Here is a 21,198-nt window from a genome sequence, read left to right as displayed (position 1 = left end):
TCCTCATGCTTGCACCAGAGGGCCTGGAGCCTTCAAGTATTGTTCCCGGATCGCCTTGGCCGACCAGTAGGCCAGGGCGCCTACCATGCCGGTCGGGTTGTATCCGTTGTTCTGTGGGAAGACGCATGCCCCCATGACAAAGACATTGGGCACGTCCCACGACTGAAGGTAGCGATTGACTGCGCTGGTCATCGGGTTGTCGCCCATGATGGCGCCACCGCAGGTATGGGTGCTTTGATAGCGTGTGGTGTTGTAGTGCTCGCCTGGTTTCTTTGCGTCCGCCGAGATTGCCAGTGGGTTGAGACTACGGGCCATTTCCTCAAGCTTGCCGACCATGTACTGGTTGGCTCTGATTTCGTTTTCCTTCCAGTCGAATGTCATCCTCAGCATTGGGCGGCCGAAGGCATCCTTGTAGGTGGGGTCGAGGTCGAGGTAGCAGTCCTGATAAGCCATGTTGGCCCCTTGGACTTCCCAATAGAACTGGTGACGGAAATTGTCCTGTGCCGCTTTCTTCCAGCCACTGCCCCATTTTGGGCTACCAGGTGGCAAGCTGATGCCGCGCACCGGACCGCCGCCTGGTTGGCGTGCCCACAACACACTACCGCCCAGATACCCTAACTTGGCATTGTCGATCTGGTTGCCGTTGAAATCGTCGATGACTTGTCCCGCACCCCCGATGCCGATGAATGGGTTTCCTTGCACGCTTTTGTCGAAGAACAACGTCATGCGCGTCAGGTTCTGATAGGTGTAATTCTTGCCTACCACGCCTTTGCCAGTTTGCGGGTCGTAAGGTTTGCCAATACCCGAGAGCAGCATGAGGTGGACGTTGAGGTAAGAGAACGCTGCGAGGATCACAAGGTCCGCTGGCTGCGTCTGCTCATGTCCTGAGGCGTCCAGGTAGGTAACACCCGTTGCTTTCTTCTTGTCGCTATCCAGTTCGACCTGGAGTACTTGCGAGTTGGGCCTGAGCTCGAAATTTCTGCGCTGGCGCAATACCGGCAAGATGCAGGCGTTTGGGCTGGCCTTGGAGTAGTTCAAGCATCCGTAGTCGCTGCAGAAACCGCAGAAGTTGCACGGGCCGAGTTGACACCCGTATGGGTTCTTGTAGGGGCCAGACGCGTTCGATGCTGGGATGGGGTAGGGGTGGTAGCCGAAATCCTTGGCGGCTTTCGCGAAGGCTTTTCCGCCCAGGTAATCAGGGTTGGCCGCTAAAGGGAAGTGCCTGCTGCGAGAGCCCTCGAACGGGTTGCCGCCGGTGATGGGCAGCCCGTTGATGATGCCTGCCTGGCCGGCGGTACCACAGACTTGTTCGAAATGATCGAAATGCGGCTCCAGTTCCGCATAGGTCACGGGGAAGTCCTGAATGGTCATTTCTTTGGGAATGAAGGCTTTGCCATAGCGGCTTTCGTAGTTGGACCGCAGGTTGAAGTCTTCGGGTAGCGCCCGAAAATGGCAGCCAGACCAGTGCGTGCCGGCCCCTCCCACCCCATCACCGGGTTTGAAGGAGCCCATCTGGCGATAGGGGACGGCGCGCTGGGACATGTTGTGGCGGATCGTCAGGCTTTCCTTGCTCAGGCTTTGCAGGTATTTGCGATGTACTGACCCTGCCAGCTCGTCATTGACCTTCGGGTAGACGAAATCAGGATAGGTATCCCGGTCGGCACCCCGCTCTAGGGCGACGACTTTAAGGCCAGCATCGGTCAGCTCTTTGGCGAGGATCGCACCGGTCCAACCCATGCCTACGATCACGGCATCGACTTTTTCTTGTATTGCCATATCAACCTCTACGACCAGACATGCTTACAGGCGGCAACGGGTAGGGCTTCGACGTTTGCTCGACCCAGTCCATGAAATCGGCGCGAACGCCTGGGTAACCCACCAGCTTCCAACCCACCATGTCTTTATTCCCGCCGTACTGCGGGTCGGAGAAGAAGCCGAACAGGGTTTCGTTCAGCAGGTGCGTGAAGAACACCTTGGCAGGTACGCCCTCGGTCTTGATCTCACCGGCTTCGACGCGTTTGAGAATGCCGTCCTGTTCAGGGGCGGACAGTTCACTGAAGCGCTTGCCAGCGTGTTCTTTCTGGCACCAGGCGTTTAGGGCAGAAATGCCGACACGCAGGATGTCGCGCGGCGGCAGTTTGCCTTGATAACCAAATTCCGGACCTGCGTCGTAGTAAGGGCCTTGCAGATACCAGATATCACCTGCCGCATAGCTGCTTTGCATATGTCGATCGATAAACTCGGGAACACCCGCTTCGATCGCGCCTGCCCCCAGTTCATCCTGTGGGATCAGCCGGGCGCACGCCGCATTGATGAATGCCCATTCGATCTCATTGAAAAAGAGTGGCGAGTAGGCTTTGGCCGAGTCGCGCTCAGTTGCCTTTACGGGGTTGTCTGCAGCCGGCGTGGCATCGGCCAGGCCAGGTACTTGGCTGGCGATGACCGTCAGCGGTATCAGCGTCAACGTTTTCTTGAAGAACGCTCGCCTCGATTCATAGGGTTTTTCTTGGTCTTGTTGGCTCACGAGGGTGACCTCTCAGGCATGAATGGGTAGAGCAAATGATGGGCAATTTGCTCATCATCTTGGTATTCTGCATTCAAAATATAAAATGCGTCTAGGCCTGGAGTGGTGCCGCGCTTCGATCGGCCTTATTTCGGGCGCATGAGCGCACCCGGCACGGGGCCAGGAGATTCAGGTGGAATGAGCGCGAGATTGGGGATGCTGCGTGGAGGGGAGTGCAGGGGCAGCCGTAGCTGCCGGAGGGCGTTGCCTCAGATGCGTGGCAGGCCGCCCGCGTCAAGAACGTGATTGCGCAGGATGGCCTGCAGGCGCTCCCCATCGCGTTTTTCAAGTGCGTCGATCATTGCTTCATGATCGTGAATAGCGCGTTCCCACTTCTCCTCTGTGCGGTTGGAGAGATAGCGCACGGCCTGGATTTTGCGATTGAGCGTGAGGTAGGTCTTCCTCAGCGTTTCATTGCGAGCGGCGAGGCTGATGGCATCATGAATGGCTGCATTCTTTTCGAAATACAGTGACAGGTCATCACTGGCTTTGGCTTGAAGCATCTGGAAGTGCAGTGAGCGTATGGTCTGAACTTCACTGTCGGTGATGCGCTCACAGGCGAGCTGACCGTTGAAGGCCTCGATGCCACTCATGAGTTCGAACGTTTCGCGTATTTCGACATCGCTCATCTGTGCGACGCGGGCACCGCGGTTAGGCCTGAGTTCAATGAGGCCTTCCATGGCGAGTACTTTGAGCGCCTCTCGTAGCGGCGTACGGGAAATACCAAGCACCTCGCAGAGTTCGCGCTCATTGATTTTTATGCCTGGTTTCAACGTCCCTTCGATGACGAACCGGCGCAAGTGATCGAGTACGGTGTCATGCAGGTGCATGCGCTCGATTCTTGCCAATTCACCCAGGGGTGAAACACCAGAAGACATAACCTACCTCAGCCAAAATTAATGCAAGCCAGCGCACCATCGGACGTCTGGGCAGGCGGGCAGTAATTTTAGCAGGAGTCAGGCTATGGGTCGCAAGTTACATATCCTTCATTGAACCGCTGGAATGGGCCTGTTCGCGTGCGAGTGCGAACAGGCCTATGGGACTAGGCGTAGCGTTACTTTTCGTCGCGGATCGAGAAGTTGGCCATGTGCTCCAGGCCTTTGATCAGTGCCGAGTGGTCCCAGTTGCCGCCGCCCAGGGCCTGGCAGGTGTTGAACACTTGTTGGGCATTGGAGGTGTTGGGCAGGTTGATGCCCAGTTCCTTGGCGCCTTGCAGGGCCAGGTTGAGGTCCTTCTGGTGCAGGTTGATGCGGAAACCTGGGTCGAAGGTGCCTTTGATCATGCGTTCGGCGTGCACTTCGAGGATCTTCGACGAAGCGAAGCCACCCATCAGGGCTTCACGCACCTTGGCTGGGTCGGCGCCGTTCTTGGCAGCGAACAGCAGGGCTTCGGCCACCGCCTGAATGTTCAGGGCGACGATGATCTGGTTGGCGACCTTGGCGGTCTGGCCGTCGCCGTTGCCACCGACGCGGGTGATGTTCTTGCCCATGGCTTCGAACAGCGGCTGAGCGCGCTCGAAGGCTTTCGGGCAGCCACCGACCATGATGCTCAGGGTCGCGGCCTTGGCACCGACTTCACCGCCGGACACCGGGGCGTCCAGGTAGGCGGCGCCGGTGGCCTTGATCTTCTCGGCGAAGGCTTTGGTGGCGGTAGGGGAGATCGAGCTCATGTCGATCACCACCTTGTTCGGGCCCACACCTTCGGCGACGCCGTTTTCACCGAACAGGACGCTTTCGACCTGTGGGGTGTCCGGCACCATGACGATGATGAACTCGGCTTCCTGAGCCACTTCTTTTGGGTTGGCCAGGGCAATTGCGCCAGCGGCGATCAGGTCGGCTGGGGCCGCGTCGTGGTGGGTGGAAACGAAGATGCTGTGGCCTGCTTTCTGCAGGTTCTGCGCCATGGGCTTGCCCATGATGCCGGTGCCGAGGAAACCGATTTTAGCCATGAGAAATTACCTCTTTATATTTGTCGAGTCTCGATGGAGCAGGCCGCACAAGCACTCCTATGGAACACTGAACCCTGTGGGAGCGGGTTTACCCGCGAAATCGGCAGTGAAGCCAACATCGCATTCGCGGGTGAACCCGCTCCCACAGTGTCTGGTGTTTCCCTGAGGCCTGTGTTCAGCCCTTAGATTGCGTTGTGCGTCTTCAGCCAGCCCAGGCCCGCTTCGGTGGTGGTCAGCGGCTTGTATTCCGCGCCCACCCAGCCCTGGTAGCCGATGCGGTCCAGGTGCTCGAACAGGAAGCGGTAGTTGATCTCGCCAGTGCCGGGTTCGTTGCGGCCGGGGTTGTCGGCTAGCTGGATGTGGTTGATCAGTTTCAGGTTGGCTTCCATGGTGCGCGCCAGGTCACCTTCCATGATCTGCATGTGGTAGATGTCGTACTGCAGGAACAGGTTGTCGCTGCCGACTTCGGCCTGGATTTCCAGCGCCTGTTTCGTGGTGTTCAGGTAGAAGCCCGGAATGTCGCGGGTGTTGATCATTTCCATGACCAGGCGGATCCCGGCGGCCTTCAGCTTGTCGGCGGCGTAGCGCAGGTTTTCCACGAAGGTCTTGCGCACATCGGCGCATTGCAGGCCCTGTGGGCGAATGCCGGCCAGGGCGTTGACCTGGGTGTTGCCCAGCACCTTGGCGTATTCGATGGCCTTGTCGACACCGGCGCGGAACTCTTCCACGCGGTCGGGGTGGCAGGTGATACCGCGCTCACCCTTGGCCCAATCGCCCGCAGGCAGGTTGAACAGCACCTGTGTCAGGCCGTTGGCGTCGAGCTGTTGTTTGATCGAGGCTGGGTCGTAATCATAGGGGAACAGATACTCGACCCCACTGAAACCGGCCTTCGCTGCGGCCTGAAAACGTGAAATAAACTCATGCTCGGTAAAAAGCATCGACAGGTTGGCTGCAAATCGTGGCATGTGGTCTCTCCTGGAATTTTTATTTCAAGCCGATTACGGCCGTGGGTGCATCCGCATGTGAGGTAGCCAGTTCCTCGAATTCGTTTATGGCATTGATTTCGGTGCCCATAGCGATATTGGTGACCCGCTCGAGGATGACCTCGACAACTACCGGAACCCGATACTGTTCGGTCATGCGTTGAGCTTCGCGCAGGGCAGGGCCTATGGCATGCGGTTCGAATACGCGGATGGCCTTGCAGCCCAGGCCTTCGACCACGGCGACATGGTCGACGCCATAAGTGGATGCATCGTCCTCGGCGTTGATGTTTTCAAATGCCAGTTGCACGCAGTAATCCATGTCGAAGCCACGCTGTGCCTGACGGATCAGGCCCAGGTAGGCGTTGTTCACCAGCACGTGAACGTACGGCAGGTTGAACTGCGCGCCGACTGCCAGTTCTTCGATCATGAACTGGAAGTCGTAGTCACCCGACAACGCCACGACCTTGCGCTTTGGATCGGCCTTGACCACGCCGAGTGCGGCAGGGATGGTCCAACCCAGCGGACCAGCCTGACCGCAGTTGATCCAGTGGCGTGGCTTGTACACGTGCAGGAACTGCGCGCCAGCAATCTGCGATAGGCCGATGGTGCTGACGTAGGTGGTGTCCTTGCCGAACACCTTGTTCATCTCTTCGTACACGCGCTGCGGTTTGACCGGCACGTTGTCGAAGTGGGTCTTGCGCTGCTGGCTGGCTTTGCGCTGCTGGCAGTCTTCCAGCCAGGCCTTGCGGCACTTCAGCTTGCCAGCGGCTTTCCACTCGCGGGCCACTTCCAGGAACACGTCCAGCGCCTTGCCGGCGTCGGAAACGATACCCAGGTCCGGGGTGAACACTCGGCCGATCTGGGTCGGCTCGATGTCCACGTGTACGAACTTGCGGCCTTCGGTGTAGACATCGACCGAACCGGTGTGGCGGTTGGCCCAGCGGTTGCCGATACCGAACACCAGGTCGGATTTGAGCAGGGTGGCGTTGCCGTAGCGGTGCGAAGTCTGCAGGCCGACCATGCCGACCATCTGTGCGTGGTCGTCGGGGATGGTGCCCCAGCCCATCAGGGTCGGGATCACTGGCACGCCGGTCAGTTCGGCGAACTCGACCAGCTTGTCGCTGGCGTCGGCATTGATGATGCCGCCACCGGCTACTAGCAGTGGGCGCTCGGCGTCATTGAGCAGGGCCAGTGCTTTCTCGGCCTGTGCGCGGGTGGCGGAAGGCTTGTTGACGGCCAGCGGTTCGTAGGCGTCGATGTCGAATTCGATTTCGGCCATCTGCACGTCGAACGGCAGGTCGATCAGCACAGGGCCTGGGCGGCCGGTGCGCATTTCATGGAAGGCCTTCTGGAAGGCGTAAGGCACCTGGCCTGGCTCCAGAACGGTGGTGGCCCACTTGGTCACCGGCTTGACGATGCTGGTGATGTCGACAGCCTGGAAGTCTTCCTTGTGCAGGCGGGCACGCGGCGCCTGGCCGGTGATGCAGAGGATCGGGATGGAGTCGGCCGAGGCGCTGTACAGGCCGGTGACCATGTCGGTGCCGGCTGGGCCGGAGGTGCCGATGCACACGCCGATGTTGCCTTGGTTGGCACGGGTGTAGCCCTCGGCCATGTGCGAGGCGCCTTCGACGTGACGAGCGAGGACGTGATCGATGCCACCGACTGACTTCATTGCAGCATAGAAGGGGTTGATCGCAGCCCCCGGTATACCGAAGGCAACGTCCACACCTTCGCGGCGCAGTACGTGCACAGCTGCCTCAATCGCTCTCATTCTCGCCATGATGATCTCCTGTCCCCTGGTCGATATTTTTGATATTGAGTGGCAGGGTGGTTCAAAAGCAGGGCTTGTTGAAGGCCACAAATTTACTTTCTGTCGATACCTGAGGTATGCAATGGGGCGATATGTTGAGTTGCAGAGCTTTGTTCAAGTGGCACAGAAAGGCAGCTTCGCCGCTGCTTCATTAAGTGAAGGGGTGACACCGGCCATTCTCGGCCGCAGGCTCGACAGCCTGGAGAAAAGGCTTGGCGTAAAGCTGATGCACCGCTCCACCCGTGGGTTGACATTGACCGCGACTGGCGAGCAGCTGCTGGAGAGGGCCAAGCAGTTACTACTGGAGTTCGATGACCTTGAGGCGGCGATCTGCAACAGTGCCTCCCTGGTGAAGGGCAGCCTGCAGATCTCGGCACCCGCAGCCTTTGGGCGCGCGCATGTCGCGCCTCATGCATTGGAATTCCAGCGCCGTTTTCCTAACGTCAGCCTGGCTTTCAACCTTACCGACAGCGTTGTAGACCTGGTCAGCGAAGGTTACGACCTCAGCATCCGGATTGGCGAAGTACGCGACCCCAACTACGTCGCAGTCAAACTGTCCCCCAACCGGCGAGTCGTTTGCGGCACGCCAGCGTATTTCGCCAGGCACGGCAGGCCTCAGACGCTTGAAGATCTGGCCAACCATAACTGCCTCGCGTTCACCCTGCAGGGTGGCCAGCAGCGAGGTTGGACGTTCATGAAAGAGGGGCGATTGGTGGCCATGAAGGTCAGTGGCAATCTCGCCTGCAACGATGGCGAGTTGTTGGCGTCCTGGATGCAGCAGGGCGTCGGCATAGGCTGGCGCTCCACTTGGGAAATCCAGGCGGAGCTAGATGCGGGGGCATTGGTGACAGTGCTGGATGAGTACGCGTTGCCGGATTATGACATTCAGGCGGTGTGGCCGCGGCAACGTCAGCTACCGGCCAAAACCCGCTGCTTCATCGACTTCCTCAAGGAGGTGTACAGCGCGCCTGGATACTGGAATCACACCGGTGCCCAGGCGGGGTGAATTGCTTTTCCTCAATTGCCGGGTATATTGAATTCAAAATACAAAAAGCAAGAGAGGCTATCCATGTCGGTAAATCGTCGTCCGCTGTCAGTGAAATTTCGTGGCCCTGCACTGCTCGAAACACCGCTCCTGAACAAGGGCACGGCCTTTACCGAGCGGGAGCGCGAGCTGTTTGAATTGCAAGGCTTGCTCCCAGCTCGGGTGGAAACCCTCGAGGAAAAGGCAGCCAGGGCTTATCGCCAGTTCAGCGAGGCGCCCACGGCCTTGGACAAGCACGTCTACCTGCGTTCCGTACAGGACCGCAACGAAACGCTTTTCTACCAGCTGGTGGAGACGCATCTCGAGGAGATGTTGCCGATCATCTACACCCCGACAGTCGGCAAGGCTTGCCAGGACTTTTCCAGAATCTACCGCAGCCATCGCGGTGTCTTCATCTCGCTGGAGCACCAGGACCGTATCGATCAGATCCTCGCGAATGTGACCAAGGACAACGTCAAGGTCATCGTGGTGAGCGATTGCGAGCGCATTTTGGGCCTGGGCGATCAAGGCATAGGTGGTATGGGTATCCCGATCGGAAAGCTCTCGCTTTACACGGCATGCGGCGGTATCAGCCCTGCCTACACACTGCCTGTTGTGCTGGATGTGGGTACACAGAATCCAGCCTTGATCGACGATCCCGAGTACCTTGGGCTCAAGCAACCGAGGGTCCGAGGCCCGGCTTACGACGATTTTCTTGAAGCTTTTGTCACTGCTGTGCAAAAGCGTTGGCCTGGCGTGCTGCTACAGTTCGAAGACTTCGCGTTGGCCAATGCCATGCCGCTGCTGGAGCGGTACCGCGACAGGCTGTGTTGCTTCAACGATGACATCCAAGGCACCGCCGCTGTTACCGTGGGAACCTTGCTGGCAGCGTGCCGAATCAAAGGTGAAAAGCTGTCCGAGCAAACCATCGCATTCGTGGGTGCGGGCTCTGCCGGGTGTGGCATTGCCGAGCAGATCATCCAGGCGATGGTCGAGGAGGGGATTACCGACGCCCAAGCTCGCCGCCAGGTCTATCTGCTCAACAGTAAAGGGCTGCTCACCGATCGGCAGGAAGGTCTGTATCCGTTTCAGGCACGCTTGGCCCACGCGACCGATACATTGACGGGCTGGACCTACCAAGGCGCCTGGCCGGACCTCCACGCAGTCGTGGCCAATGCACGGCCCACGGTGTTGATTGGTGTATCAGGCAAGGCAGGGCTCTTCACACAGCCAATCATCCAAACCCTGTATCGAGCCTGCAAGCAACCCATCGTGATGCCGTTGTCCAACCCCACCTCGCAAATCGAGGCCCACCCTGCAGACATTCTCGAATGGACAGAGGGCAATGCACTGATCGCCACAGGTAGCCCAATCCAGCCTGTCGAGTGGGCCGGCCGGTCGTTCAAGATCGCCCAATGCAACAACTCCTACATTTTCCCGGGTATTGGCCTGGGCACGATCGTCAGCCGCGCAACGCGAGTCACCGAGGGGATGCTGATGAGTTCGGCCAGAGCATTGGCTGCCTCGGCCATGGCTGGCGAGATGCTGCCTGCGATGAGCGACGTGCAGGCGGTCAGCAAGGCGATCGCGTTGGCCGTAGCGCTAGCCGCGTGCGAAGACGGTGTAGCGGGGGAGACGGACGAGCAAACGATTCGTGAATCGATCGAGGCGATGTTCTGGCACCCTCAGTATCGGTGCTATGAACCTGCCTGATGCATGTTCGATGCGTTCACAGGAACCCCGCTGATGCGGGGTTTTTTGTCAGTCCTGGAATACGAAAAAACCAGATTTTCCTGGCTTTTTCGTCGTCACAGCTGCCTCTCGGGGTGGTTAAGTCAACGACAGCGTCACCGGCGGTAGCCCTTCGATTTCGCCTCGCAGTTCACCTGGCCCATCAGCGAAGTGCATGCCGGTAAACGAGCCTGTCGTGATCACGAAGTCTTTAGGCAGTGCATGCCCCTGGCGTGTGTGGTGGTTAACGAGCCACGGCAGCAACCTGCGTGGATCGCCGGCCGGGTTGGCGACGGCGCCAGGTACGATGCTCTCGCCATTGAACGAGAATGCCAAAGCAGGCTGTGCAAACGGGAACCCTTCCTGGTATGGCACGAATGCGCCCACTACCAGGGCGCCATGGTTGAGCAGGTCGGCCAACTGAGTCAGTGGCTCGACCTTTGGCCAGGCAGCGAAGCGGCTGGAGACAATCTCGATCGCTGCGGCCATTTCTCCGATACCCGCCAGCACTTCCTCGTCACTGTAGTCATGGTCGCGAGGCTCGAATGCTCGGTTGAAGCGAAAGGCGATCTCCAGTTCGAGGCCTGCCGGAGCGTATGCGTTACGATCAAATGACCGGGCTTGGGTATGGATGCACTCGAGCGGCAGGGGTGAACCCTGGATCGGGCCAGTTGCAGACTTCGACCCCACCTTCCAGCCGCCGGGTTGTACCCCCCGCAGGTTGAAGATAGCTTGTTGCGTCAGATATGCACTGGTGAAGTCCTTTGGGTAGAGATTTTCTTCGAGATCGCCCAGCGCATTGCCTTCGCGCTGAGCCTCGACGATGAGTTGCGCCAGGCGCGAAGAATTGACTGCTGTATTCAAGATAGGCTCCTTGGTCAGAAGCCCGCGCACTTACGCGCGAGCCCATGTGTTTACTTGCTGATGGCTGCAGAGGGTTGAGGATCGTTAGCCGGCTCCGCGGGTGGCGTTGCGTATTCGAATTTGTTCTGCGGTTTCATGCGGAAGGAAAGCAGCACACCGATTGCCAGCAGGATGATGCTGACGAGGAATGGCAGCTGCCAGTTGTTGAACTCATCAATCAGCATGCCTGCCGCCACCGGGCTTATGATCGCAGCCATGGCCGAGCCAGTGTTCATCATGCCGCTGGCCGTCCCGGAGTGGTCTGGTGCAATGTCCATGGGGATGGCCCACATCGGGCCAATGGTCATTTCCGAGAAGAAGAAACCGATGGCCAGGCACGCCAGGGAAACATGCAGGTTGGTGGTGAACATCAACGGCAGCAGCGAGAGCAGTGTGAGGCTCAGGCAGATGGCGACCATGCGGCTGCGGGCCTTGTTAAGGTTCTTGGTTCTTGCGTAGATCCGGTCACTGACAATGCCACCCAGCGTATCGCCGACCACACCACCAAAAAATACCGCAGAAGCGAAGATTGCGGTGCCTTTGAGGTCCAGCCCCAGGTTCATGAAGTACATGGGCACCCAGCTAAGCAGCAACCATAACGTCCAGCCGTAACAGAAGTAGACAATGGTCACCGGCGCCATGCGTTTGAACAGGCGCCCCCAAGGCAGTGGATGCTTGTTCTTGGCCTTGGGCGCCGGCAGCGAGTCCAGCTCCTGTTGCGAAATGCGTGGATGGTTCTTTGGCAGATCGGTAAACACCAGCGCCCAAAGGCCGACCCAGACGAAGCTGATGACTGCACACACGTAAAACGACTCGCGCCAGCCGTACGCCGCCATGATCGCGATCATGGCGGCTGGTGCCAGGGCGTTACCCAACCGGGCGAATGCATGGGTGATGCCTTGGGCGAATCCGCGTTTTTCCTTGGGAACCCAGCGCGACATGGCCGCGGTCGCGGCCGGGAAGGTGGCCCCTTCACCCAGCCCGAGCAATACCCGGGCGATGATGAGGGAAACGAAACCCCCGGCGAGGCCGGTCATGACCGTGGCGGCAGCCCAGACCAGTCCGCAGAACACCAGCGTGCGTTTGGCACCGAAGCGGTCGCTGACCCAACCGCCGATGATTTGAAAGACCAGGTAGGGATAGGCGAAAGCAGAAAAGACGATGCCGATTTCGGTTTTGCTCAGATTGAACTCGGGGCCCAAACCGACAGCGGCGGTGCTGACATTGACGCGGTCCAGGTAGGTGATGAAGTACATGGCGCATAGCATGAACAGCACCACCGTGGTGGGGCGCAGACGTAAAAACTTCATGTTCTATCTCCACTTTCTTATTGTTCTCGCCGACAACGCGAGGTTTCGGGATAGTCAGTCGATTCAACGCGCTGCGGCGGGGCCGCAGCGCTTATCACATCACTCGCGGCGCAGCGGCACTGATTGCCCTCCCAGGTAATCCATGGCTGCCAGTACACCGCTGGATTGCAGCTTGACGCCTGCCAGTTGCAGGCCCATCTCGCAGCCCGTCAGCGTTGCCATCAGCGTCAAGTCATTGCAGTCACCCAGGTGACCGATGCGGAACATGCGGCCTTTCATCTTGCCCAGGCCCGTTCCCAGCGACATGTCAAAGCGCTCGTAGATCACCTTGCGCACGCTGTCGGCATCGATGCCTTCTGGGGTCATCACACCCGTCAGCACGGGGCTGTATACGCTCGGATCAGCGCACTGGATCTCCAGGCCCCACGCACTCACAGCTGTACGGCAGGCCTGAGCCAGGCGTTGATGACGGCTGAACACGTTGTCCAGCCCCTCGCCGAGAATCATGTCCAGGGCTTCCGCCAGCCCATACAGCAGGTTGGTGTTAGGCGTGTAGGGCCAGTAGCCGGTCTTGTTCATCTCGACGATCTCGTCCCAGCCCCAGAAACTGCGTGGCAGCTTCGCCTGCTTGCTCGCTTCGATGGCTTTCGGGGACAACGCGTTGAAGCTGATGCCCGGTGGCAGCATCAAGCCTTTCTGCGAACCGGATACCGTGACATCCACGCCCCACTCGTCATGGCGGTAGTCCGCCGAGGCGAGCCCGGAAATGGTGTCCACCAGCAACAGGGCAGGGTGGCCAGCGGCATCGATCGCCTTGCGCACGGCGGCAATGTCGGAGGTGACGCCGGTGCTGGTTTCGTTGTGCACCACGCAGACGGCCTTGATGCGGTGACCAGCATCGGCGCGAAGGTGGCTTTCGATCATCGAGGCATCGACGCCGCCGCGCCAGCCTTCGATACCCGGACGGCCGATGAACTGGGGCTTCAGACCCAGGCTGGTAGCCATCTTCTGCCACAAGGTGGCGAAATGGCCGGTTTCGAACATCAGCACTTCGTCCCCGGCACTCAGGGTGTTGCACAGTGCTGCCTCCCAGGCGCCTGTACCCGATGCGGGGTAGATGACCACGGGATGCACGGTCTTGAAAATTTTCTTGATGCCATCGAGCACCTTGAGTCCAAGTTCGCCGAACTCAGGCCCGCGGTGGTCGATGGTTGGGTAGCTCATAGCGCGCAGGATGCGATCCGGCACCGGGCTAGGACCAGGGATCTGCAGGAAATGACGACCGGCGGGATGGAAATCGAGCTTCAACATCGGTGACTCCTTTTGTTTTTGTATTTTGAATGCAAAATACGTTAGCACGGCCGTTGCCCCTGTCAACGCAGAAATTTGGACTAGAATCCCTGTAAATACGGGTCAATTTAGAATAACAGCCCTGAATTCAACCGCTTGCCGTGAGGAAATTGAATGCAAAATAGCAGCGAACCCATTACATCCAATCTGCCCAGGCTCATGCCCAAGGTCGAACGCCAACGCCTGCACGACACGGTCGTAGAGCATCTGCGGGGGTTTATTACCGAAGGTGTTCTCGCCCCTGGCAAAAAACTGAACGAACGCGAGTTGTGCGACACACTGGGTATCTCCCGGACACCCCTGCGAGAGGCGCTGAAGGTGCTGGCAATGGAAGGTCTCATCGAGATCAGCCCGAACCGTGGCGCAAGCGTTTCGCGCATGTCTGAGGAGGAGATTCGAGAGACGTTCGAATTGATGAGCGGGATCGAAGCGTTTGCCGGCGAGTTGGCATGCGAACGCATCACCGACCAGGAGGTGGAGGAGATCAAGGCCCTGCATTACGCCATGGTGGTCAGCAAGAATCAGAACGACCTGCCAGGGTACTACCACCGAAACCGCAGTATTCACGACATGATCAATCTGGCTGCGCGCAACTCGGCTTTGCGTCAGGTGTACCTGTCGTTGAACCGACGTATCCATGCCTTGCGCTTTCGCTCCAACCATCAAGCACCCAAGTGGGAACGGGCGTTGCACGATCACGAAGAAATGATCGTTGCCCTGGAGGCGCGTGATGGCAAGCGCCTGAGCCATATTCTGCATCACCACCTGCTGGAAAAGCGCGATGCGATCTTGCTGATGGTGCGTGCGGAAGCTGAACAACCTGAGTCGATTCATCAGCAGGGAGCTTGAATGAACCATGACCTCTGACTCTCATGATCTGTTGAGCGCCTGTGCCGGTCGCTTGCCTGAATTACAGTTTCGGCGCTTGATGCTCTATGCCGGGGCGAACCTGCCCAGCCCCGCGGCGATGGATGCATACAACCCCGCCCTGAGTGCGTACCCGGCGATGGGTCCGTCCTTTTTCAAGGAGCAGCCGGAAGCCGACCTGGTCAGTGAACTGGAGACGCGCGCGAGTCATGCGGCAATGCGTCTGTTCAACGCCGCGTGGGCGGAAGTGCGGCTGCCCAGCTGCACGTTGGCCAACCTGGCGATCTATCACGCTTTCTGTAAGCCGGGGGATCGCATACTGGCGCCAGCTGCTGAGCACGGCGGGCATTTGAGCCAACGCCGCGCAGGAACGCCACAGTTGGCTGGTTTGCTGGTCGAGGATTTGCCGTTCGACACTACAGCTTGCCAACTCGATACGATCCGCACCGTCGAACTGATTGAAAGCACGCAACCCAGGCTGGTGGTACTAGGGCGCAGTGTGATGCTCAAGGCAGACGACATTGCACCTGTGGTGCGCGCGGCGAAGGCGGCGGGTGCCAAGACCCTGTTCGACGCCTCTCACGTACTCGGCCTGATCGCAGGGGGCGTCTATCCCAATCCCTTCGATGCCGGGGTCGACCTGATCAGCAGTTCCACCTACAAGACGTTGCCCGGGCGTCCTCAAGGTCTCGTGCTGGGGCGCTCCGCGCAGGATGGGCAAACCTTGCGCGACCTGCTTGATGCCCAGATGCTTGCCAACTACGACGCCGGTCGCTTGCCTTCGCTGCTGCTCACACTTGAAGAAGCGTTGGCCGATGGTGCTGCGTATGCCAGCGCTATCGTCAGCAATAGCGCGGCGTTGCATGCGGCGCTAGAGGCCGCAGGCTTGCCAGTGTCAGGGGCCGGAGCGGGCGAAACCCATACCCACCAACTGCTGTTGCCGTTGGCTGCCGATATCGACCCGCGCGACACGATGCTGGCGCTGCAAACCCACGGGATTCTCATCGGCACCTGCGTCGACCCCTCGCGCCTGGGCCACAGCGCCTTGCGCCTGGGCACACAGTTCATTACCCGACAGGGTATGGGCACTCGGAGCATGCAGGCGGTGGCCCAGCTGCTGGCCCAGGTTCTGCGCCGTGCTCCTTGTGGCCGCTTGTGCGTTGACCCTGCTGCGAGTAGTACTGTGATTCGCAAGCGGGTTGAGGTGTTGATGCGACAAACCCATTTGACCATGCAGTTGCAAAATGAATATTGAATTCAAAATACAAAATAGTTGACACTGTGGGCTCCGATACAACAAAAACAGCGCCGTTCGAAGGCGCAGCGAGGAGCTACATGACCGATTATCTGCACCGAGGTGGGTTGGCTGTCGCACCGCAGCTTTTGCATTTCATCGAAGACGAGGTCATCCCGGGTACCGGCATCGACGGTGAGCGTTTCTGGCAAGCTTTCGATCGCTTGGTGCACGAACTTGCGCCCTTGAACGCAGCGCTTCTGCGCAAGCGGGATTCGTTACAGGCGCAACTGGACGCCTGGCACCGTGAACACCCAGGCCCTGTGCAGGACAAAACGGCTTACCGCACTTTTCTACAACGTATTGGCTATTTGCAGCCGGCTCCGGCCGAGGTCGCGGTCAGCACCGCCAATGTTGATGATGAGATCGCTGTACAGGCAGGTCCGCAATTGGTCGTGCCGGTCATGAACGCGCGCTACGCGCTCAATGCTGCCAACGCTCGTTGGGGCTCGCTGTACGATGCCTTGTACGGCACGGATGTGATTTCCCAGGCAGCCAGCTCTGGCAGCACAGGCGGGTTCAACAGGGTTCACGCCAGGCAGGTCGTGGCATTCACCCGAGAATTTCTCGACCGCACACTGCCCTTGGCGGCGGGCAGCCATGTGGGTTCGACTGGGTATCGGCTGGTGGAGGGTCAAATGCAGATCGGCCTGGCCGATGGCGCTGTCACCACGCTGAAAGATCCCCGGCAATGGCTGGGCTATCAGGGCGCAGTCGATGCCCCCATCGCTTTGCTGTTCGTGAATAACGGATTGCATATCGAGATTCAGATCGATGGCGACACGCCGATCGGCAGCGATGATCCGGCGCAGATCAAGGACGTGGTGCTGGAGGCCGCGTTGACCACCATCATGGATTGTGAGGACTCGGTCGCCGCCGTCGATGCCGCAGACAAAGTCGTGGTGTATCGCAACTGGCTCGGCCTGATGAAAGGCAATCTTAGCGAAACGCTGGAAAAAAACGGCCGTAGCCAGACCCGCAAGCTCAACCCTGATCGTACCTGGACAACGCCCGACGGCCGCTGTTTGAACCTGCCCGGCACCGCGCTGATGCTGGTGCGCAATGTCGGCCATTTAATGACGACGCCGGCGCTTCTCGATAAGGACGGCAAGGAAGTCCCCGAAGGCATACTCGATGCCGTGGTCACCAGTCTCGCGGCCATGCATGATCTGAAACATCGCCGAAACTCTCGTAACGGCAGCATTTACATCGTCAAACCGAAGATGCATGGCCCGGAAGAGGTCGCCTTCACGGCGCAGTTGTTCCTTCGTGTCGAGCAGATGTTGGGGCTCGCCGCCTACACGCTGAAAATGGGCATCATGGATGAGGAACGCCGCACCACGCTCAACCTGAAAGCCTGCATAGGCGAGGCCACCGACCGCCTGGTGTTCATCAACACCGGCTTTCTGGATCGCACCGGTGACGAGATGCACAGCCTGATGGAAGCAGGCCCCATGTTACGCAAGGGCGACATGAAGTCGAGCCGCTGGTTGCAAGCCTACGAGCGCAACAATGTGCTCACCGGGCTTGAATGCGGGCTGCACGGTCGCGCGCAGATTGGCAAGGGCATGTGGGCAATGCCGGACTTGATGCGAGCCATGCTCGAACAGAAGATCGCGCACCCTTCATCAGGTGCAAGTACAGCCTGGGTGCCATCGCCCACGGCGGCTACCTTGCACGCGATGCATTACCATCAGGTCGATGTGGCGCAAGTACAGAGCCGCCTCTTGGAGGATTTCGATTCCGGCGAATTGTCCCGTTTGCAAGATGAGCTGCTGGAAATCCCCGTGGGCCATGCCACTGACTGGGAACCACAAGCCGTTATCGAGGAACTGGAAAACAATGCTCAAGGATTGCTGGGTTATGTGGTTCGTTGGGTCGATCAAGGGATCGGCTGCTCCAAAGTGCCTGACATCCATAACGTTGGGCTGATGGAAGATCGCGCGACCTTGAGGATATCCAGTCAACACATGGCTAACTGGCTTAAGCATGGCGTGATCTCCAATGAACAAGCGATGTCTGCCCTCAAGCGCATGGCAGCGATCGTGGATATCCAGAATTCAGCTGATCCCCACTATCGACCAATGGCGCCTGATTATGAGACGTCGTTGGCCTTCGCAACGGCGTGTGCCTTGGTGTTTGAAGGGCAGGAGCAACCTAACGGATACACGGAGCCGCTTCTCCACCGTCACAGGCAAATTCATAAAGAATCTGTGGCGAAGAACGGGTGGTGATTTGGACGCGCTGTGGTCTGTTGTCGTTGCCTGTCGCCACGGGCTATCGATGGTAGGAAAGTGAGTCCATGGTTAAGGCTATCCCTGTTTGGGGGTAGCCGAAGACCATTAGTTTTCCATGGTTCACAGGCCCGATGCGAATCAATTGTTACCCTCCACTGATCAGTCGTTTGAGCTAGAAAGAATATCGACAAGGTGCTCCCCAAGGATGCGCCATGCTTCACTCTTTTCTTTCGCATAATCATAATGTAGATAATGCCGGCGGACTTTTGAACCACCGAGTTGGTGGTTTTGGCAGCGATCGATGATGTCCAAAGTCACACCCAGCTCCTGCATCAGAGTCGCTCCAGTGCGACGTAAGTCGTGCGGTGTCCATTCGCCGTTTGTTCCTTGACTTAGCACCAACGAATCATCGTGATGCCGGCCCGGCAGCGGTTTGCTGCGATTTTTGAGGCTGCACTGCCGGTCGCCTATCAGTTTGCTGATGGTCTTGGTATCGACGTGGCTATTTTCGTCTCTGCTGGGGAAGCAGAACCGCGTATGTCCGGTGTGTGCTTTCAACACCTTGAATTGCTTTAAGGCGAAAGCGGATAGGAAAACGTGATGATCTTGGCGTTTCCCCTTGTGTCCTTTGGTGGCCTCGGCCGGGATGAACCAGCTGCCCTTTTCGAGATCCAGGTGCTTCCATTGGGCTTTCAGCAGTTCGCCGATGCGGCAGAGCGTACCTAGGCAAATCCAGACTGCACATTGCACCCGTTGGTTGGCCGGGCGGACGCCTGAGTATTTCTGGCCTGCATCCAGAGCTTCATAGTCGAGCTCCAAGCGGGCGAAAGTATCACGCAACTCGCGAATTTCGTCCGGAGAGAGCAGGCGGTTACGCTCTTCCTGGTAATCGTGATCAAGCAGTTGCTTCACATCTATCAGGTCTGCGGGGTTGCCGTCGACCATTAAAGACCGCCATGGCTTGCGTTTTTCAGCCCATCTCAGCATCTGACCTATGTCCTTGCTGCGGATAACGACGGTACGGTTTAGACCGCGGGCTTTGACCGAGCGCAGGAGGGTGAGCAGGTCTTTTTCAGTTATGGTTCGGAGTGGCTTATCGCCAATAGCTGGTAGCACGTCTTTGGAAAAGCTGCGGCGGAGTTCTGCGTTGCCGTCCTGGCGAGATACCCCGTCGCGCATCCACTCTTCAAAAAGGTCGGTGACCGTCTTGTTTTCTGCGGCCTGACGTTCTGCTTCAGCAATGGTTGCGGCGACCGCAGCTTGAGCCTCGATCTTAGCTGCCTTTCGGGCAATGGCAGGTTCTATACCTTTTGTAACACTCGCTCTAACTTCGTCTCGCTCAGCACGAATCTGCGCGAGCGATTTTTTGGGCCAACTGCCCAGGCGCTGATCGCGTTTGGCTCCGCCCATTTTGAACTCGTAGCGGAACAGCGCTGTAACGCCGCGCACACCTGCACGAACTTTAGCGGTCAGGCCACCCTCTTCACGGAGTGTTTTACCATGATCGGCGGGAGTGAGTGCTTCGAGTTGCTTCACTGTGATCTTTGCCAATGTCTACCCCTAGCCAAGATCGATTGCCTTGGAATTTTGCCCCACTTTTGCCCCACCGGATCGACCGGCTAAAGGTGGATGCTGATGGACAGTGATAGAACATAATATAGCCTGTATACTGCGTATTTACTAGCTTATAGGAGATCCGTGGCAGTCCAGGGTAGTCCGTGAAAATGCGCTAAATAAGCGCATGGGGTGCAAGGGGTCGAGTGTTCGAATCACTCCGTCCCGACCATTATATTCAATGACTTAGGCCATTTCCGAAAGGAGTGGCCTTTTTCATGTGCGTGACTTTTGCGCGACTTCTCAGGTTGTTACGCCTGCCTCCTCTTCAAAATAGTTAGCACAGGCACGCACGAACCAGTTCATTTGCTGCCTCTAAGCCTTGGGCAGTGGCAATTTGAGAATACCTGGATACTCCAGGTGTGAATTGCGGTCACCTTTGACCAGCGGGCGGGCGAGTACCGTGCGTATAGCTGTACAGGGTGTCGGGCGCGTACAGGTAAATGAGCCGGTCGTCAGGTGTTTTTCCTGTAATACCGCTTTGAAGTTGCGCCATCCGGACAGAGAGCTACCTGGTAGGTTCACCATTCGAGTACGACTTAAGTCGGAGGAGGCTGGTATGCGGCGCCGCGGCAGTGTTTATTGGGGATAGGGTGATGTGAATCTCCATCACCGAATACACGAAGAAGTGTTGGACGATGGTACTTACATTGATGTGCAGGTACGTTTCTCGCGCACAGGCAGCACTCAATTGTTCATAGGCAGTTACGCCTCAGGAGGCTTACCGATCCTGGAAGAGGCATTCGATGCTCGACCCGGAGAATCCATGACTAGAGCCTTGCCTTGGGGAGCAGGTAGGGCACGCAGCATAGCCATCGATCAGAATGGCGGATTTGATCAGCTAGGCTCTGCGTAAAGGTTATCTGACCAATCGACTGCGATCCTAGCCTTAGAATCAAGCGCAGCGCGAATTGGACGGGTTGTCTTTTGATTAATCAATGAACTTGAGCTTAACCCCCATTTGTTCAGTCCGTCACAGCCACGTCCCGGCCTGAGCGTTTTGCCAGGTACATCGCAGCATCAGCTCTTTTGAGCGATTGCCCGAAAGGTTCATCTCTCGCAAAACAGGCGCAGCCAATACTAAACGACGTCGATCCGCGCGCGCTCATAGATCAATGGCTTACCACGGTATGCTTGCCAGATGTGCCCTGCCAGCGCTGCGGCATCACGTGTATTGGTTAACGGGCAGATCACCAGAAACTATTCCCCCGAGGCACGCTAGGTGATGGCCATTGGGCGGCACCTTGGCGACGCGATTTACCAAGTCAGACAGTCAGTTAGCTGCACATTGGCTTGAAGGAGGTGCGCAAGCATGGCTACCCTTCCGAACACGCATGCATGTAAGCTTGGATGCCTCACACACATGAGTGCAAACAGAAGGTTCAATATGAGCAAGGCAGCCAAACCTTTTTACTTCGCAGCAATGCCGCTGCTCGCCGTAGGTGCGGCGTTTGCCGCCGTGGGCGCATCGGGCCAGGCCGCTTTTGGCTACACAGCAGTGGGGATGCTGGTGCCTGGGATGGCATTATTGATCGCCGGGTATCGTCGGCGTTAATGAAGGCCT

At 58.2% G+C, this 21,198-nt stretch carries 17 protein-coding genes; 7 read left to right on the top strand and 10 right to left on the bottom strand.

Annotated features, from left to right (window positions below; translation table 11 throughout):
* Nucleotides 1–3 precede the first annotated feature (3 nt).
* The 6 genes from CWR53_RS12155 to gcl form a co-directional block, all read right to left on the bottom strand.
* Nucleotides 4–1,776, bottom strand: a complete 1,773-nt coding sequence (locus tag CWR53_RS12155; RefSeq protein ID WP_100851637.1) for a GMC family oxidoreductase — start codon at nucleotides 1,774–1,776, stop codon at nucleotides 4–6.
* 1 nt (nucleotide 1,777) lies between these two features.
* Nucleotides 1,778–2,524, bottom strand: coding sequence for a gluconate 2-dehydrogenase subunit 3 family protein (locus CWR53_RS12150; protein WP_100851636.1), 747 nt, complete (start codon nucleotides 2,522–2,524; stop codon nucleotides 1,778–1,780).
* Nucleotides 2,525–2,772: 248 nt separating this feature from the next.
* Nucleotides 2,773–3,393, bottom strand: coding sequence for a GntR family transcriptional regulator (locus CWR53_RS12145; RefSeq protein WP_258313147.1), 621 nt, complete (start codon nucleotides 3,391–3,393; stop codon nucleotides 2,773–2,775).
* A 224-nt stretch (nucleotides 3,394–3,617) separates the two neighbouring features.
* Entirely contained in the window at nucleotides 3,618–4,511 is an 894-nt protein-coding gene (locus CWR53_RS12140; protein ID WP_100851634.1) for a 2-hydroxy-3-oxopropionate reductase, read from the bottom strand.
* Nucleotides 4,512–4,693: 182 nt separating this feature from the next.
* Nucleotides 4,694–5,476 carry a hydroxypyruvate isomerase gene (gene hyi / locus CWR53_RS12135; RefSeq protein WP_100851633.1) on the bottom strand — a complete coding sequence of 261 codons (783 nt, stop codon included), beginning with the start codon at nucleotides 5,474–5,476 and terminating at the stop codon, nucleotides 4,694–4,696.
* A gap of 19 nt (nucleotides 5,477–5,495) precedes the next feature.
* On the bottom strand, nucleotides 5,496–7,274 hold the full coding sequence (gene gcl, locus CWR53_RS12130; RefSeq protein WP_100851632.1) for a glyoxylate carboligase: 1,779 nt from the start codon (nucleotides 7,272–7,274) through the stop codon (nucleotides 5,496–5,498).
* Nucleotides 7,275–7,386: 112 nt separating this feature from the next.
* Here gcl and CWR53_RS12125 point away from each other — a divergent pair, with 112 nt between their 5' ends.
* Nucleotides 7,387–8,310 (top strand): LysR family transcriptional regulator, encoded by a 924-nt coding sequence (locus CWR53_RS12125; RefSeq protein WP_100851631.1) that lies wholly within the window; start codon nucleotides 7,387–7,389, stop codon nucleotides 8,308–8,310.
* A 63-nt stretch (nucleotides 8,311–8,373) separates the two neighbouring features.
* Nucleotides 8,374–10,041 (top strand): NAD-dependent malic enzyme, encoded by a 1,668-nt coding sequence (locus CWR53_RS12120; protein ID WP_100851630.1) that lies wholly within the window; start codon nucleotides 8,374–8,376, stop codon nucleotides 10,039–10,041.
* Nucleotides 10,042–10,158: 117 nt separating this feature from the next.
* Here the strand turns inward: CWR53_RS12120 and CWR53_RS12115 are convergent, their stop codons facing one another.
* From CWR53_RS12115 to CWR53_RS12105, 3 genes are all read right to left on the bottom strand, one after another.
* Nucleotides 10,159–10,923: a 2-keto-4-pentenoate hydratase gene (locus CWR53_RS12115; protein ID WP_100851629.1), complete on the bottom strand. Its 765-nt coding sequence runs from the start codon at nucleotides 10,921–10,923 to the stop codon at nucleotides 10,159–10,161.
* Nucleotides 10,924–10,973: 50 nt separating this feature from the next.
* Nucleotides 10,974–12,272, bottom strand: a complete 1,299-nt coding sequence (locus CWR53_RS12110; RefSeq protein WP_100851628.1) for an MFS transporter — start codon at nucleotides 12,270–12,272, stop codon at nucleotides 10,974–10,976.
* Between the two features lie 99 nt (nucleotides 12,273–12,371).
* The gene (locus tag CWR53_RS12105; RefSeq protein ID WP_100851627.1) at nucleotides 12,372–13,583 is read right to left on the bottom strand and encodes an alanine--glyoxylate aminotransferase family protein; all 1,212 of its coding nucleotides are present in this window, start codon (nucleotides 13,581–13,583) and stop codon (nucleotides 12,372–12,374) included.
* A gap of 153 nt (nucleotides 13,584–13,736) precedes the next feature.
* Between CWR53_RS12105 and CWR53_RS12100 the strand changes: the two genes are divergently transcribed.
* The 3 genes from CWR53_RS12100 to CWR53_RS12090 all read left to right on the top strand — a co-directional run bounded on the left by CWR53_RS12100 (nucleotide 13,737) and on the right by CWR53_RS12090 (nucleotide 18,017).
* Nucleotides 13,737–14,471 carry a GntR family transcriptional regulator gene (locus tag CWR53_RS12100; protein ID WP_100851626.1) on the top strand — a complete coding sequence of 245 codons (735 nt, stop codon included), beginning with the start codon at nucleotides 13,737–13,739 and terminating at the stop codon, nucleotides 14,469–14,471.
* A 7-nt stretch (nucleotides 14,472–14,478) separates the two neighbouring features.
* Nucleotides 14,479–15,744: a glycine hydroxymethyltransferase gene (locus CWR53_RS12095; RefSeq protein ID WP_100851625.1), complete on the top strand. Its 1,266-nt coding sequence runs from the start codon at nucleotides 14,479–14,481 to the stop codon at nucleotides 15,742–15,744.
* Between the two features lie 80 nt (nucleotides 15,745–15,824).
* Nucleotides 15,825–18,017, top strand: a complete 2,193-nt coding sequence (locus CWR53_RS12090) for a malate synthase G (protein WP_100851624.1) — start codon at nucleotides 15,825–15,827, stop codon at nucleotides 18,015–18,017.
* A 162-nt stretch (nucleotides 18,018–18,179) separates the two neighbouring features.
* Here CWR53_RS12090 and CWR53_RS12085 read toward each other — a convergent pair whose 3' ends face one another.
* A complete protein-coding gene (locus CWR53_RS12085; RefSeq protein ID WP_100851623.1) occupies nucleotides 18,180–19,571 on the bottom strand; it encodes a site-specific integrase in 1,392 nt (463 codons plus the stop codon).
* A 661-nt stretch (nucleotides 19,572–20,232) separates the two neighbouring features.
* Here CWR53_RS12085 and CWR53_RS23205 point away from each other — a divergent pair.
* Nucleotides 20,233–20,490 carry a hypothetical protein gene (locus tag CWR53_RS23205; protein ID WP_258313146.1) on the top strand — a complete coding sequence of 86 codons (258 nt, stop codon included), beginning with the start codon at nucleotides 20,233–20,235 and terminating at the stop codon, nucleotides 20,488–20,490.
* 531 nt (nucleotides 20,491–21,021) lie between these two features.
* Complete coding sequence (locus tag CWR53_RS22995; RefSeq protein ID WP_181405420.1) at nucleotides 21,022–21,189, top strand: hypothetical protein; 168 nt, start codon at nucleotides 21,022–21,024, stop codon at nucleotides 21,187–21,189.
* Nucleotides 21,190–21,198: the final 9 nt, after the last annotated feature.

Source organism: Pseudomonas sp. SGAir0191, from assembly GCF_002812565.2.
Classification (GTDB): Bacteria; Pseudomonadota; Gammaproteobacteria; order Pseudomonadales; family Pseudomonadaceae; genus Aquipseudomonas; species Aquipseudomonas parafulva_B.
The sequence above is the reverse complement of the archived record's forward strand: the minus strand, read 5'-3'. Positions and strand labels throughout refer to the sequence as shown.

Coding starts and splice junctions, on each gene's coding strand:
- CWR53_RS12155 (WP_100851637.1), bottom strand. CDS start 1,776: ATGGCAATACAAGAAAAAGTCGATGCCGTGATCGTAGGCATGGGTTGG.
- CWR53_RS12145 (WP_258313147.1), bottom strand. CDS start 3,393: ATGCACCTGCATGACACCGTACTCGATCACTTGCGCCGGTTCGTCATC.
- CWR53_RS12140 (WP_100851634.1), bottom strand. CDS start 4,511: ATGGCTAAAATCGGTTTCCTCGGCACCGGCATCATGGGCAAGCCCATG.
- hyi (WP_100851633.1), bottom strand. CDS start 5,476: ATGCCACGATTTGCAGCCAACCTGTCGATGCTTTTTACCGAGCATGAG.
- gcl (WP_100851632.1), bottom strand. CDS start 7,274: ATGGCGAGAATGAGAGCGATTGAGGCAGCTGTGCACGTACTGCGCCGC.
- CWR53_RS12125 (WP_100851631.1), top strand. CDS start 7,387: ATGGGGCGATATGTTGAGTTGCAGAGCTTTGTTCAAGTGGCACAGAAA.
- CWR53_RS12120 (WP_100851630.1), top strand. CDS start 8,374: ATGTCGGTAAATCGTCGTCCGCTGTCAGTGAAATTTCGTGGCCCTGCA.
- CWR53_RS12110 (WP_100851628.1), bottom strand. CDS start 12,272: ATGAAGTTTTTACGTCTGCGCCCCACCACGGTGGTGCTGTTCATGCTA.
- CWR53_RS12105 (WP_100851627.1), bottom strand. CDS start 13,583: ATGTTGAAGCTCGATTTCCATCCCGCCGGTCGTCATTTCCTGCAGATC.
- CWR53_RS12100 (WP_100851626.1), top strand. CDS start 13,737: ATGCAAAATAGCAGCGAACCCATTACATCCAATCTGCCCAGGCTCATG.
- CWR53_RS12095 (WP_100851625.1), top strand. CDS start 14,479: ATGACCTCTGACTCTCATGATCTGTTGAGCGCCTGTGCCGGTCGCTTG.
- CWR53_RS12090 (WP_100851624.1), top strand. CDS start 15,825: ATGACCGATTATCTGCACCGAGGTGGGTTGGCTGTCGCACCGCAGCTT.
- CWR53_RS22995 (WP_181405420.1), top strand. CDS start 21,022: ATGAGCAAGGCAGCCAAACCTTTTTACTTCGCAGCAATGCCGCTGCTC.